This is a genomic window from Halobacterium sp. DL1, from assembly GCA_000230955.3.
In the GTDB taxonomy this organism is placed as follows: domain Archaea; phylum Halobacteriota; class Halobacteria; order Halobacteriales; family Halobacteriaceae; genus Halobacterium.
The window spans coordinates 208,284-222,246 of sequence record CP007060.1 but is presented as its reverse complement, the minus strand read 5'-3'; the positions used below and the strand labels follow the sequence as shown (position 1 = coordinate 222,246).

The window sequence follows — 13,963 nt, the reverse complement described above, 5'->3', positions numbered from 1 at the left end:
GCTCGTAACGTTACCCCAATCGCCCCACCCGAGTGTTGAAGCCGCGGGACATCGTAGGTGCCGACGATGGACCGCGAAGTCCTCATGCTGCACCTGCGACAGGCGTTCGGCGGAACGGCAGCCGAGCGGCGCACGGTCGCACGGGCGGCGGGGGACCTCGTGGACGCGGGAAAACTGGAGGGTGACCTCGACGTGGAGTTGACGGCAGAGGTGGTCCTCGAACACCTCTCGGACGCGCCGCGGGGGACGCCCGCGGAGCGCTGGAACTGGTGGATGGGCGCCCTGGAGGCGTCCCACGGCGGCTACCGCCAGTTCCGCGTGACGGCGTGGGACGGGGAGGCGTGACCGGCTACCGGTAGGACTGGAGGAACGCCCGGTCGACCTCGTCGAACGACAGCGTCCGGCCGCCGTGGGTGCTGACGAACGCCGACGCGTCGCTGTCGTCGGAGAACGGGACGAGTTCCGTGCCCATGCCGCCGTGGACGCGGCTGCCGGCGACGTACGTCAGCGTCTCGGCGTCGCCGAACGTGTCTGCGGCGGTGTGCGTGCTGATGTACTGCTGTCCCTTGCGCTCGGTGAGGTCGTAGTCCACCGCCGAGTAGTCCGTCACGTAGACCGCTTCGGCGGTCCACCCCTGCTGCTCGCGCGCGAGGTGGTACGGGAACAGGCCGACGGCGAGCGTGTGGAACCACGCGGGGTTGTCGTGACCCTCCGGACTGTTGTCGGCGTAGAACACCTGGCCGTTCGGCCCGAAGTGCTCGCCGATGAGCATCCCGCCCTGGTCGTCGGACTTGCCGCCCGAGAGGTCGATAGGGCCCGGTTTCGGGCCCGAGTCGTCACTCCCGGAGGCACCGCCGAGGGCGGTACAGCCGGCGATCGCGGTCGTGAGCGTTGCAACACCGGTCGCGACGAACGTGCGACGAGTTGGGTATCGTGTCATATTCGGGGAGACGGCAGGCCGCCGGAGGTCAGACCGACCGGCGGCGGAACGCGAGCACCGCGCCGGCGACGGGCAGGACGATCCAGGCTGCGAGCGCGGCGAGCAGGACGGGCGTCGTCAGGCCGGTGCCGGTGAGCACGCCCGCGATGCCCCCGGCTGTGGTGGAGACGCCGCGCAGCACGAACACGCGGAAGAGGTCCGCGGGGTTCGCGAGCACGGCGGCGCCGACGACCCACTCGGGGAGGTCGAGGGTCGCGACGAGGCCGAGCGCGACGAGGTCGTGGACGAGCACGAACCACACCCACGCGGCGAGCGCGGCGCCGAGCGCGTGGGTCTTCTCGCTGGCGAGCGTGGACGCGAGGACGCTCACTCCGAGGAACGCGAGCGCAGTGGCGACTGCCGTGAGGACGACGCTCGCGTACGAGCCGACCACGCCGACGCCAGCGAACCGGACGAGGAGCGCGCCACCGACGGCGAAGCCGACGAGCATCCCGCCGCCGAGCGCGGCCGCCCGCCCGAGATACGTCCCGACGACGACGGCGGCGTTCGACAGCGGGAGCGCGAGCAGCATCTCCAGGGAGCCGCTCTCGTCGGCGCCGACGATGGTGTCGAAGCCGACCGCGAGCGCGGCCAGCGGCACGACGTAGACGCCGAGCTGCGCGAAGCTCGCGAGAACGGCGGCCACCCGCGTGGGGCCGACCGCGGAGCCGCCGAGGAAGACGAGCGCGACCGAGAACAGCGCGAACAGCACCGCGACGCCGAGCGCCCAGCGCCGCCGGACCGCGAGACGGTACTCCCTGACGGCGACGAGACCGGTGTCGACGGCGGCCGCGCGGAGCGCCGACACCGACCCGGTGCCGGTCCGGGCCTCGGTCTCGAGTCCGAGTTCGACGCCGGCGGTCGTAACGCCGCTGCCGTCGGTAGCGGGCTCGTCGTCGCTCATCGGCGCTCACCTCCGGCGAGTCCGAAGTCGACACCGCGTCCTGCGGCGACCGCGTCCCGGAACACGGCGTCGAGGCCCGGCTCGGCGACCTCGACGTCCGCCACCTCGGCGGCGTTCCGCAGGTCGTCGAGCACGTCGAAGACGGCGGCGCGCTCGCACTCCAGGCGGACCTGTGGCGGGTCCGCGGCGACGGCGACGACGCCCGCGCTGTCTGCCAGGTAGTCGGCGGCGCCCTCGGCGTCCTCGACCGTCGCGACCACGGAGACGGTGTCGCCGGCGGACCGCCGGAGGTCGGTGACGTCGCCCTCCACGGTGACCCGTCCCTCGTCGAGGATGGCGACGCGGTCGCAGAGGCGTTCGATCTCGCCGAGCACGTGGGAGGTGACGACGATGGTGACGTCGGTCTCCCGGGAGAGCGTCTCCACGATGTCGTGGAAGTCGGCGACGCCCGCGGGGTCGAGGCCGGCGGTCGGTTCGTCCAGCAGGAGCACCGCGGGGTTGCCGACGAGCGTGGTCGCGAGCCCGAGCCGTCGGTTCATCCCGTTGGAGTACCCCCCGACGTGGCGGTCGGCGGCGTCCGCGAGCCCCACGGTCTGGAGCACGCGCTGGACGCGCTGGTCGCGGACGTCGCCGGGGACGTCGCGGACGCGGGCGTGGAACCCGAGCACCTCCCGTCCCGTGAACGACGGCGGGAAGCCGGCCTGCTCGGGGAGGTAGCCGACGCGCTCGCGAAGCGCGGTGCCCGCCGTCGGCGAGAGCCCGCCGACCGAGACGCTGCCGGCGTCCGGCGTCGCGTGGCCGACGAGCATCTTGAACAGCGTCGTCTTGCCGGCCCCGTTGCGGCCGACGAGGCCGAACGTCTCCCCGCGGTCGACGGTGAGGGAGACGCCGTCGAGGGCGGTGACGGTGCCGTAGCGTTTCTCCACGTCGCTGATTTCGATTTCACTCATAGTATCGCCTCCAGTCGTCGTGTGCCGGTCTCGCCAGGGGGTGGTGGTCGACGACGCCCGGTGTCTCGAGCAGCGGCACGGAGCGCGTCGCCAGTCGCACCGCGTCGAAGGCGGGACTCGACGCGAACACCTCCACCTCCGGCTGTCTGTGACTCATCTCGTCGAGCACGCCGGTCGCCTGGAACCGGACCTCGCTGACGCCGTCGTGGTCGACGTCCACGGGCCGGGCGCCGTCCCAGTAGTTCCCGCGGTCGCTGCCGTTCCAGGCGACCTGCTCGCCGAGGACGGCCTTCATCGCGTCGCCGTTGTCGACGAAGGAGTTGCCGCTGGCGCGGGCGTCGGTACTCCCCGCGGTGAGGTGGACGCCGACGTCGTTGGCGAGCACGAGGTTGTCCACGACGTCGTTGTCCATGGAGTTGTAGACGAACAGCCCGTTGCCGTTGCCGACCAGGTCGTTGCGGGCGACGCGTGAGTGGTCGACCTCCTTCAGGAGGACGCCGTGCCCGCTGGTCCCCGAGTTGTTGACGGCGACGTTGTCGACGACGTCGATGTCGTCGGAGACCATCAGCGCGTAGCCGACGTCGTTGTCGAACGCGGTGTTGTTCGCCAGGCGGTTGTGGTCGGAGTACATGTAGTGGACGCCGTAGCGGAGGTCCCACATCGTGTTGTTCCGCGCGAGCACGTCCGTGCTCCAGGAGAAGTAGATGCCGTCGCGGGCGTCTGTGATGGTGTTGTTGGCGACGACGGCGCCGTCGGCCTCCCAGAGCTGGATGCCGTTGCCGCGGTCCGAGAGCCGGGCGATCGACTCCCGGCCGACGATGGCCGAGTCGCGAATCGTGGCCCCGGACGCGCCGTCGACCCAGACGCCGAACGTGGTGTTCGTGACGCGGACGCCGTCCACGGTCGCATTCGCACCGGCCACCCAGACGGCGGCGTCGTTGTCGGTGGTGCTGTAGCCAGCGTCCGTGACCCAGACGTCGCGGACGGTCACGTCGCTGGCGTTCACCGTCAGCACCGTCCCCTCGCCCTGTCCGCGGACGACCGACTCCGAGGGAGAGGTGCCGACGACGGTGACGCCGGGGGTGTCGAGGGTCACCGGGCCCTCGACGGTGCCCGTCACGCGGACGGTGTCGCCGGGAGCGGCGGCGGCGAGCGCGCCGTCGAGGGTGTCGTAGCGCTGGTCGTCGACGGTCGCGTGGCCGTCGGCCGGTGGGGCGGCGAACTCGTACTCCGCGGGGACCGACGCGTCGAAGTCGACGGTCTGGTCCCGGCTGGGGTTCTCCGCCGGCGTGGCGACGACGGCGCCGACACTCACGACGAGCAGCACGGCGGCCGCGACCGCGAACCAGCGCTCGACGCGTCGGTCACGCACGGGCGGTCACCTCCCACCCGTCTCGTCGGCGCGCACGGGGTCGTCGTCCGGCTCGTCGCCCCCATCGCCCGCGCCGATTCGGCGCTTCGCGGCGGCCGCGAGGTCGCCGAACGTGGTGTCGCGGTCGCGGTAGTAGAACGCGACGGCGAGCAGGGCGACGGCGAGTACCGAGAGGTACGCGCCCGTCCCGAACCGGGAGTAGCTCGTGATGTTCGCCACGTCGTAGCGCCCCCACAGCGGCGGCGTGAACCCGTCGACGCCCATCACCGGCGCGTCCGGGTCGAGCGTGTGTCCCGCCTGGTAGAGACGGTACTGGATGTCGGCGAGCAGCACGCCGAACACGACCGCCGTCCCCGCGAACTGCGCGACGAGTCCGCGCTTGAGTCGCCGCACGTCGGGCGCGAGCGCGACGAAGAGGCTGCACGCCGAGACGACGACGAACGCCAGCGGACCCAGCGACCACTCGGGCACGTCGATGGCCCGGGGGTGTGGCTCGAAGTTCGGCTGCCAGTAGACCGGGTCGGGGTAGTAGAAGCCGATGTACTTGTTGAGGTTCGCCATCTCCACGTAGTCGCCCGTGATGCGCGGATAGGCGTAGAGCTGGAGCTCGAGGACCGTGCTCGGGTACTGGACGGCGTGTACCTCGATGCGCCACATGGGGAACAGCAGCGCGGCGACGAACAGCACTGCCGCTACCACCGGGAGCCCACGGCGCAGTTGTGCGAACGCCGACGTGCCTGGGAATTCGTAGTCCATGGTGTCACCTGGCCGGGGTCCGTCGTGACGAACCACCGGTGTCGGCCGCGCGGGCCGCGGGCGGAGCGACGCCAGATACTGACACGCCGCCCCACTCGCACCCCGCACGACCGCCGGTCGTCGTCGGTGCCGGCCGACCGCGGCCGGCGTCCGAGTCGGTCGCCCTGGCCGACTACTGGTCGTTCGTCGTCGCTACTCGCGCGGTTCCACGATCATCCGCGAGCGCATCTCCAGGTGGAGCGCGCTGCAGAAGTACGTGCAGTAGAACCAGTACACGCCGGGCTCGTCCGCGGTGAACGTGACCTCCCGGGTGTCCTGGGGCGCGATGGCGAGGTGGATGTCGTACTCGGGGATGGCGACGCCGTGGATGATGTCGCGCACACCCTCGATGTTCGTGACGGTGAACGTGACCTCGTCGCCCTCCGTCACCGTGAACTCCTTGAGGCCGAACTCCGACCGCATCGAGGACATCTTCACGTCGACGGAGCGCTCGCCCGTGCGCTCGATGCCCGAGTCGGACTGCTTGACGAACGGCTTCTCGCCCTCGTAGTCGGCCTTGTCGTACGTCGTCGCGGGGTCGAGTTTGTCCCGGTGGGCGAACACGCAGTCGTGGGGCTCGGGGTAGGCCGGGTGGTCGGCCACGACCTCCATCTCCGTCTCGCCCTGCCCGATGTGGATGAGCTGGTCGTTGTCCGGGTGGATCGGGCCGACCGGCAGGAACCGGTCCTTCGAGAGCTTGTTGAGGCTGACCAGCCACTCGCCGTCCGGGTCGGTGGTCATCGCCTCGACGGCCTGGATGTGGCCCGGATTGTAGTGGACGTCGACCTTCTCCATCACCGGGTCCGTCGAGCCCGCGTCCGCGTCGACGGCCGCCTCGATGTCCCACTTGACGGCCTGCGAGTCGATGAACAGCGACGTGTACGCGTGGCCGTTCCCGTCGAAGGTCGTGTGCAGCGGCCCGAGGCCGACCTTCGGGCGGCCGGCGACGACGTCGTCGGGGTCACTCGAGGAGTCGAGCGCCTCGATGTCGAGCATCGTCACTGTCGGCGACAGCTTCCCGGCGATGAACGCGTACTTCCCGTTCGGCCCGACCTCGACGCAGTGCGGGCTCTTCGGCGTCGGGATATACCGCACGATGGGGCTACCGCCGCTGTTCAGCGGGCTGTCCTTGGTCCCGTCGACGACGGGGACGCCGTTGACCTCCTCGTACTCGCCGGCCTCGACGGCCTTCTCGATACGAGGGACGTCGAACGCCTTCACGAAGTCGCGGTCGTCGTGGGTCATCCCGGAGGCCTCCGTGGCCTCCTCGGAGTTGTACGCCGACGCGATGGCCCAGCGGCCGTCCTTGTCGGTGTCGACGATGTCGAGGTTGCCGTCAACTCTCACCTGCCACTCCGTCTCCATCGTCTCGGGGTTGACCGCCGAGAACAGCGACGCGTAGTTCTCGGGGCTGTGGACGTCGCGGCCGTCGTTCGGCAGCGGCACGCGGAACTCCCCGTTGCCGAAGATGTAGCCCGTGTCGGGACTCTGGACGGCGCAGCCGTGGACGGACTGGACGTTCGGGACGTCCGTGATGGCGTCCGTCTCGAAGTACTTCAGGCTCACCCGGGCGATGCGGCCGTTGGCCTTGTCGTTCACCCAGAGGTACTCGCCGTCGTAGTCGCCGTCCGTCTCGGAGAGCACGGGGTGGTGGTTGTCACCCCACGTGTAGTCGCCGGCGCCCTCCAGCATCTCCCTGGTCTCGTCGTCGAAGCCGTAGCCGCGGGAGGCCTCCTTGTTGAACACCGGGATGCGCATCAGTTCACGCATCGACGGGATGCCGACGACGCGGATCTCGCCGGACTGGCCGCCCGACCAGAAGCCGTAGTACTCGTCGTGTTCGCCCGGCGGGACCTTGTGGTCGGGCGCCGACCCGCTCTTGCTCCCACCGCCGGAGCCCCCACCGGAGCCACCGCGATTGATGATGTCGCCGGAACAGCCCGCGAGCCCGGCCATCGCGCCGGTCGCGACGCCGGCCTTCACGAAGTCCCGGCGGTTGAGCTCCAGGCCAGCGAGCTCGAGCGTCGGCGAGTCGTCGTCGCGCGGGGTCGGTTCGTCGACCTCGGCGAGGAGGTCCTCGATCTGGCGCTCGTGTCGCTCGACGACCGCCTCCGGGTCGAGGTCGGTGCTGTCGGTGCCGTCGGACGGTGTTTCTGTCATCTCAGACCACCTTGATGGTGCCGACCATCCCGCTCATCTCGTGGGGGATGCAGTAGTACTCGTACGTGCCGGTCGTCTCGAACGTGTGCTCGTAGGTCTCGCCCTCCGGAATGCTCCCCTCGTCGGGGTAGGCCTCGTTGGCGGCCTGCTCCGCGTCGAACCCGCCCGAGGCGAAGTACGCCGCCCCGTCGGGAATCTCGTCCTCGTAGGCGGTGACGGAGTGGGCGACCGCACCGACGTTCTCCCACGTGACCGTGGTCCCCGCCGAGACCTGGACCTGCTTGGGTGCGAACGCGAGTTCGTCGTTCATCTCGATGGTGCTGGTCTCCGTGAACGACCCCGAGTCGCCACCGCCCCCGGAGTCGTCGGACTCGGTGGTCGTGTCGCCACCATCGTCCTCGCTCTGTCCCGACCCGGAGGAGCAGCCCGCGAGCGCGAGTGCGCTCGCCGTGCCGACCGATGCCAGGAACGTGCGTCGTGAGTGTTTCCTCATACTGTTGCCTCGACTGGGGCTCGGGGAGGGTTCTACGTAAACCGGCGAGCAGAGTACAGGGAGCCGGGAACGCGGCCGAACATGTGAGGACAACCGTTGACGGCCGGTGCTCCGGGCCGGCAGTCGAACGGGCTACCCGGCGAGAAGGAACCCCGCAGAGGGGACGTTACCCCGTCTGGAGGCGTCGTGGCGGTTGGCGCGCGTCACTCGACGACGACGGTGCCGATCATCCCGGACGCGACGTGGGGGACGCAGATGTAGGTGTACTCGCCCGTCGTCTCGAAGGTGTGCTCGTACGTCTCACCCTGGGGGACGACGGCGAACTCGTCGCCGCCCTGTTCCATCGTGCCGAACCCCTCGGCGCCCTCCGGGATGGCTATCTCCTCGTTCATCTCCGGCCACGCGGAGACGTTGTGTCCGGCACTCTCGAACTCCCAGGTCACCGTCTCGCCGCTGGAGATGGTGATCTCCTCGGGCTCGAACACGAGTTCCGCGTTCGGGCCTGCGGCGACGAGGTTCTCGCCGCCACCCCCACCGCCGCCCGACTCCGTCGTCGTCTCCTCGCCACCGCCGGCCTCGGTCGTCGCCTCCGTCGTCCCCCCACCACCGCCGTCCGCCGGTTCGGTCGTCTCGCCGCCACCGTCACCGTCGTCGCCGGTACCTCCGCAGCCCGCGAGTGCGACTGCGCTGGCGACGCTGACGCCAGCGACAAACTGTCGCCTCGAATAGGACTCGTTCATGTTCGTAGGTACGTCTGCGAACTCCCTAAACCCCGCGCAGGATACGGAGGGTCAGCTCAGGAACAGCCGGCGGTCGGCGCGCTCGTGGTCGGCCGCGAGCACGTCGACGAGCGGCGCGAACGGCGTCAGCTCCGCGAGCGAGCGGTCGGCGCTGTCCTCGACCGCGTCGGCGATGGTCGACTGGAGGTCGGCGAGCACCCGCTGGACGTCGCTGTGCCCCAGCGAGAGCAGCCGCTGGGCCGCGCCGAGCAAGCCGGTGACGAAGCCGTGACAGCAGACCAGGCACGCCTCGCGCTCGGAGATGTCGGCCCGGGCCGCCGTCGCGCCCAGCACGACCGCGTGGAAGCCGGGCGCTTCGCCTGGGACGCGCTCGGCGTAGGCCGCGAGGAACGCGTCGTCGCGGACCTCGCGCTGGACGTCGAGCAGGCGCGCGCCCGCGTGTGCGGCGCTCTCGCGGAACTCCGCCGGAAGCGTCACCGCGGCGAGTCGGCGGTCGGCTTCACAGACGCCCTCGAGGTCCTCGTCGAGTGCGCTGGCGTGGGCGGCCCGCAGCGCGACCAGTTCACCCGGACCGAACAGCCGGCGGAGGTGGGTCGCCAGCAGCGCCTCGACGTCGTCGGCGTCGGCTACGCGGTCGTCCGCGACGAACTGCTCGAGGCCGTAGGAGACGCTGTTCGTCCCGACGGGGAGGAACGAGTCCGCCAGCCGGAACGCCTCGAGCGCCGCGTCGTCGCTCACTCGGCGCCACCTCCTCCGTGAGTGTGGTCCGCTTCGCCGTCCGCTCCGTGGCTGTGGTCCGAGTGTGTCCCGTCGTGGGAGTGCTGGTGGCTGTGGCCGTGGTCGTGCGAGTGGCCGTCGGCGTGCTGGTGGTCGTGCGAGTGACCGTGCCCACCCGCGTCGTCGAACGTGGTCGGCGGCACGTCCTCGTAGCCGAGTTCCACGTCGGCCGGGAGCACGTCGGCGAGCGTCGCCTCCATGCGCTCGCGGGACTCCGTCACCGGGAACAGCGCCGTGGAGTCCTGCACAGCGAGTACCCAGTGGCGGTTCCCCGCGGTGTGGCCGAGTTCGAGGGCCTCGGCCGGCGCTATCTCGGCGTCCGCGAAGTCGAGGACGAGCGCCTCCACGGCCGCGAGTTCGACCACGACGAGGTCGCCGTCGGTGGTCTCGAGGACGTCGCCGTCGGCGAGCACGTGCCCGACGACGACGCCGAGTTCCCGCCCGTCGGCGGTCTCCGTGCGGACTCGCGAGCGGCGCCGCTCGGTCTCCGAGAGGACGACGCGGTGGGGATCGGCGCCGGCCAGTCGGTCGGCGACAATCGGGTCGTCGCGGTGGCCGAGGTAGCTGTCTGCGACCAGCATCAGAACCGCCTCCCGGACGGCGCCGGGGCGTCCAGCAGTTCGCGGCGCGCGGCGTCCCAGGCGGTGTGGACGGCGCTCTCGACGTCCGCAGCACGGTCGCCGAGCGCGCGCACGACGACCCCCGCACTGTTCGGCAGTTCGGTCGCTGCGGCGCGTCCGTCCGCGTCCGTGACCGCCGCGTGCAGGTCGTCGCTCAGGGCGTCGGTGTCCGCGTCTGGAGCGACGACGAACAGCGTCCCGTAGACGGCGAACTCGCCGAGGACGCCCGGGGCGGAGGGGTCGGCGTCCGCGGGCGCGAGGTGCGTCGCGTCCGCGAACAGCAGGCCCTCCGGGCCGGTCGCCTCGACACGGGAGAGGTAGCGCTCGAAGGCGAAGCGCTCGCCGCGGGCGAGTCGTCCGGGCACGACGACGTCGCCGACGACGGCCGTCCCGCCCGGCGCGACGTCCAGCGAGAGGTCCTGGCAGAACCGGGTGTCGGCGTGGAGGATGGTCGGTTCCGGGACGTAGTCGAGGTGGGCATCCGCCCCCACTTCGAGGCGCACGGACTCGGCCGCGTAGTTGCGCGTCATCGACTGGACCTTCGTCGCGCTCCCGGTGGTGACGACGGCGACGGCGTCGTCTTCGGCGGCGACGGTGACCTCGCGGCGGTCGCCCTGGGCGACGCCGCCGGTCGAGGACTGGACGAACACCGTCGTCGCGCGCGGGTGCGGGTCGTGGCCCAGCGTCCCGGAGACGTGGAACGGCGCCGTCGCGTAGTCACGGACGAGCGCCGTGCCGTCGGCCGTCGCCGCGAAGCGGAGGTCGAGGACGCCGTCCTTCCCGGGCGACCCAACGGGGGCCTGCGGGACCGCTTCGGCGGCGTACGGTTCGAACGCCGGGTGCGGCGCGTCGGCCGCCATCAGGCGAACAACACCCCCTCGCGGACGTGGTCGAGGACGGCGTCGACGCCGTCGCCGGCCTTGCAGTCGGTGAACTCGAAGGGGCCGTCGCGGACCTCGCGGGCGTCCTGCTCCAGCACGTCTAAGTCCGCGCCGACGTGGGGCGCGAGGTCCGTCTTGTTCACGACCAGGAGGTCACAGTCCACCACGCCGGGGCCGCGCTTGCGCGGGATGTCGTCGCCCTCCGCGACCGAGATGACGTACAGCGAGTAGTCCGCGAGTTCGGGGTTGAACGTCGCCGCGAGGTTGTCGCCGCCGCTCTCGACGAGCACGAGGTCGAGGTCCGGGTGGGCCTCGAGGAACGCGTCGATTTGCCGGAGGTTCATCGAGGGGTCCTCGCGGATGCCCGTGTGCGGACAGGCGCCCGTCTCGACCCCCGCGACGAGGTCCTCGGGGACGATGCCCGCGAACCGGTCCCGGAGGCGGTCGGCGTCCGCCTGCGTGAGGATGTCGTTGGCCACGACGCCGACGTCGAGGCCAGCCTCGCGGAGTCGCGGGACGAGTTCCATCAACAGCGACGTCTTCCCGGACCCGACCGGGCCGCCGACGCCGACCGTCGCGACGTCGCGGTGGGTGGGGGTCACTGCTCGTCCTCCGTCCCGGTCGGTTCGTCGTCGTCGGTCTCGGCGTCGGCGGCCTCCTCCGCCTCGGCGGTTCCGACGCAGTCCGAGCGGATGGGGTCGTGGACGGTGACGAGTTTCGTGCCGTCCGGGAACACCGGTTCGACCTGTATCATCCCGACCATCTCGGGGACGCCGTCCATCACGTCGTCGCGGCCGAGCAGCTGGGAGGCGCCGGCGCGAATCTCGGCGACTGACTCGCCCTCGCGGGCGCGTTCGATGCACCAGTCGCTGACGTACGCGACCGCTTCCGGGTGGTTCAGCAGGACGCCGCGGTCCTTGCGGCGCCGCGCGACCTCTGCGGCGGTGAACACCGTGAGCCGTTCCTCCTCCTTTGGCGTGAGTTTCATAGCATGTAGCGCTGGGCGAGTGGTAGTTCCGAGGCCGGTTCGCAGGTGACGATGTCGCCGTCGACGCGCACCTCGAAGGTCTCCGGGTCGACCTCGATGTCGTCGGGACAGTAGTCGTTGTACAGCATGTCCGCCTTCCCGAGGTCCCGCGTGCCAGAGACCGGCACCACGGGCGTGTCGAGGCCGTACTCGGCGCCGACGTCCGCCGCCGCGGCGGCCGGCGAGACGAAGGAGAGCGAGAGCGCGTGTTTCGCCTTGCCGACGGCGCCCGCGCGTTCGCGCTGCTTGATGGGTTCACAGGTCATCAGCGAGCCGTTGGCCTCCCCCATCTCGGAGTGCACGGGGAAGCCGCCCTTGAACGTCATCGCGGGCTTCACACCGAAGAACGCGGGGTCCCACAGCACCACGTCGGCGAGTTTCCCGGGTTCAAGGGTGCCGACGTAGTCGTCGATGCCCGCCGCGATGGCGGGGTTGACGGTGTACTTCGCGAGGTAGCGCTTCACGCGGTGGTTGTCCGCGCCCCGCCCCTCGTCCTCGGGAAGCGGGCCGCGCTGGCCCTTCAGCTTCGAGGCGGTCTGCCACGTCCGGGAGACCACCTCCGCGACCCGCCCCATCGCCTGCGAGTCGGAGGTCATCATCGAGATGGCGCCGACGTCGTGGAGCACGTCCTCGGCGGCGATGGTCTCCGCGCGCACCCGTGACTCCGCGAACGCCACGTCCTCGGGGACGTCCGGGTTGAGGTGGTGACAGACCATCACCATGTCGAGGTGCTCGTCGAACGTGTTGTCGGTGTACGGCATCGAGGGGTTCGTCGAGGACGGCAGCATGTTCGACTCCCCGACGAGTTCCATGATGTCCGGCGCGTGGCCGCCGCCCGCGCCCTCGATGTGGAAGAGGTGCATCGTCCGCCCCTCGACGGCGTCGAAGGTTGTCTCCACGAACCCGGCTTCGTTGAGCGTGTCCGTGTGCATGCAGACCTGGACGTCCTCATCGTCGGCGACGGAGAGGCAGGTGTCGATGGCCGCGGGCGTCGACCCGAAGTCCTCGTGGAGTTTCAGCCCGCAGACGCCCGCCTCGACCTGCTCGCGGAGCGGTTCGGGGTCGGAGGCGTTCCCCTTCCCGTAGAAGCCGACGTTCACCGGCCACGCCTCGGCCGCCTGGAGGAACCTCTTCACGTTCTCGGGGCCTGGCGTGCAGGTGGTCGCGCCGCCGCCGAACCCGCCGCCAAGCATCGTCGTAATGCCCGATGCCAGGGCGTGCTCGTGGAGTTGCGCGGAGTTCCAGTGGACGTGGACGTCGAGGGCGCCCGCAGTCGCGATCTTCCCCTCTGCGGGGTAGACGTCCGTCGACGGGCCGACGACCATATCCACGCCGTCCATCGTGTCCGGGTTGCCGGCGCTCCCGATGCCCGCGATCTCCCCGTTCCGGATGCCGATGTCGGCGGCCACGATTCCAACGACTGGGTCGAGCACCGTCGCGTTCGTGATGACCCAGTCCAGCGCGCCCCCGGCCTGCGTGGTGTCCGGGGACTGCCCGAGGCCGTCCCGGAGCGTCTTCCCGCCGCCGAACACTGCTTCGTCGCCCGGCGTCCGGCGGTCTTCCTCCACCTCGACGAGCAACTCCGTGTCCCCGAGACGCACCCGGTCTCCCGCCGTCGGGCCGTACAGTTCGGCGTACGCCTCGCGGTCGATATCCCGCGTCATTCGGCCTTCCCACCCCCCTCACCGGCCTGCTCCGCACCGGTGTCCGCGAACCCCGCCTCGCGCAGGCGTTCCAGCGCCTCGCCCGGGTCACCGTCGACGCTCCCGTTCACGAGGCCGTTCATTCCGTGTGCGCGGCGGTTCCCGCCGATGTCGACGAGTTCGACGCGCTGCTCGTCGCCGGGTTCGAAGCGAACGGCGGTCCCCGCAGGAACGTTCAGTCGGGTGCCGAACGCCGCCTCGCGGTCGAAGGCGAGCGCCGCGTTCGCCTCGAAGAAGTGGAAGTGCGAGCCGACCTGCACCGGCCGGTCGCCGGTGTTCGCGACGGTCACGTCGACCGTCTCGCGGCCCTCGTTCAGCGTCACGCTCCCCTCACCGGCCAGCAGTTCGCCCGGCACGAGGTCCTCAGCCATCGCCGTCGACACCCCCGACCGCGCCCGAGTTGCGTACTTCGTTTTCTTTCATCGTGCGCCCCTATTCCACCGGCAATGTAATAAACTCGCGCGAGCAGCACAAAATTTGCGCAGTCGGGAACTCATTTGGTGTCCGTTCGTCTACATCGGTTCGATGAGTCGAGTCCGCGACCGCGACGCCCCACCAGCCG

General features: G+C 70.6%; 16 protein-coding genes. 1 reads left to right on the top strand and 15 read right to left on the bottom strand.

Annotated elements, in window-relative coordinates; all coding sequences use genetic code 11:
- Positions 1–66: 66 nt before the first annotated feature.
- Positions 67–345: a hypothetical protein gene (locus HALDL1_02670; GenBank protein AHG02647.1), complete on the top strand. Its 279-nt coding sequence runs from the start codon at positions 67–69 to the stop codon at positions 343–345.
- Between the two features lie 4 nt (positions 346–349).
- Here the strand turns inward: HALDL1_02670 and HALDL1_02665 are convergent, their stop codons facing one another.
- The 15 genes from HALDL1_02665 to HALDL1_02595 form a co-directional block, all read right to left on the bottom strand.
- Complete coding sequence (locus HALDL1_02665) at positions 350–940, bottom strand: NosL (GenBank protein ID AHG02646.1); 591 nt, start codon at positions 938–940, stop codon at positions 350–352.
- A 28-nt stretch (positions 941–968) separates the two neighbouring features.
- A complete protein-coding gene (locus tag HALDL1_02660; protein AHG02645.1) occupies positions 969–1,883 on the bottom strand; it encodes an ABC transporter permease in 915 nt (304 codons plus the stop codon).
- Positions 1,880–2,833 carry a copper ABC transporter ATP-binding protein gene (locus tag HALDL1_02655; GenBank protein AHG02644.1) on the bottom strand — a complete coding sequence of 318 codons (954 nt, stop codon included), beginning with the start codon at positions 2,831–2,833 and terminating at the stop codon, positions 1,880–1,882. The genes HALDL1_02660 and HALDL1_02655 overlap by 4 nt, the downstream gene beginning before the upstream one ends.
- Complete coding sequence (locus HALDL1_02650; protein ID AHG02643.1) at positions 2,826–4,205, bottom strand: copper-binding protein; 1,380 nt, start codon at positions 4,203–4,205, stop codon at positions 2,826–2,828. The genes HALDL1_02655 and HALDL1_02650 overlap by 8 nt, the downstream gene beginning before the upstream one ends.
- Before the next feature lie 6 nt (positions 4,206–4,211).
- Entirely contained in the window at positions 4,212–4,961 is a 750-nt protein-coding gene (locus tag HALDL1_02645; protein AHG02642.1) for a hypothetical protein, read from the bottom strand.
- 192 nt (positions 4,962–5,153) lie between these two features.
- A complete protein-coding gene (locus HALDL1_02640; protein AHG02641.1) occupies positions 5,154–7,160 on the bottom strand; it encodes a nitrous-oxide reductase in 2,007 nt (668 codons plus the stop codon).
- Position 7,161: 1 nt separating this feature from the next.
- Positions 7,162–7,653, bottom strand: coding sequence for a copper-binding protein (locus tag HALDL1_02635; GenBank protein ID AHG02640.1), 492 nt, complete (start codon positions 7,651–7,653; stop codon positions 7,162–7,164).
- 203 nt (positions 7,654–7,856) lie between these two features.
- Entirely contained in the window at positions 7,857–8,393 is a 537-nt protein-coding gene (locus tag HALDL1_02630; protein AHG02639.1) for a halocyanin, read from the bottom strand.
- Positions 8,394–8,444: 51 nt separating this feature from the next.
- A complete protein-coding gene (locus tag HALDL1_02625) occupies positions 8,445–9,131 on the bottom strand; it encodes an urease accessory protein UreF (protein AHG02638.1) in 687 nt (228 codons plus the stop codon).
- Entirely contained in the window at positions 9,128–9,751 is a 624-nt protein-coding gene (locus HALDL1_02620; GenBank protein ID AHG02637.1) for an urease accessory protein UreE, read from the bottom strand. Before HALDL1_02620 ends, HALDL1_02625 begins: the two co-directional genes overlap by 4 nt.
- The gene (locus HALDL1_02615; protein ID AHG02636.1) at positions 9,751–10,650 is read right to left on the bottom strand and encodes an urease accessory protein ureD; all 900 of its coding nucleotides are present in this window, start codon (positions 10,648–10,650) and stop codon (positions 9,751–9,753) included. Before HALDL1_02615 ends, HALDL1_02620 begins: the two co-directional genes overlap by 1 nt.
- On the bottom strand, positions 10,650–11,273 hold the full coding sequence (locus HALDL1_02610) for an urease accessory protein UreG (GenBank protein AHG02635.1): 624 nt from the start codon (positions 11,271–11,273) through the stop codon (positions 10,650–10,652). The genes HALDL1_02615 and HALDL1_02610 overlap by 1 nt, the downstream gene beginning before the upstream one ends.
- Positions 11,270–11,659, bottom strand: a complete 390-nt coding sequence (locus HALDL1_02605) for an urease subunit gamma (GenBank protein ID AHG02634.1) — start codon at positions 11,657–11,659, stop codon at positions 11,270–11,272. Before HALDL1_02605 ends, HALDL1_02610 begins: the two co-directional genes overlap by 4 nt.
- Positions 11,656–13,362: an urease subunit alpha gene (ureC, locus tag HALDL1_02600; GenBank protein AHG02633.1), complete on the bottom strand. Its 1,707-nt coding sequence runs from the start codon at positions 13,360–13,362 to the stop codon at positions 11,656–11,658. The genes HALDL1_02605 and ureC overlap by 4 nt, the downstream gene beginning before the upstream one ends.
- A complete protein-coding gene (locus tag HALDL1_02595) occupies positions 13,359–13,772 on the bottom strand; it encodes an urease subunit beta (protein AHG02632.1) in 414 nt (137 codons plus the stop codon). The genes ureC and HALDL1_02595 overlap by 4 nt, the downstream gene beginning before the upstream one ends.
- Positions 13,773–13,963: the final 191 nt, after the last annotated feature.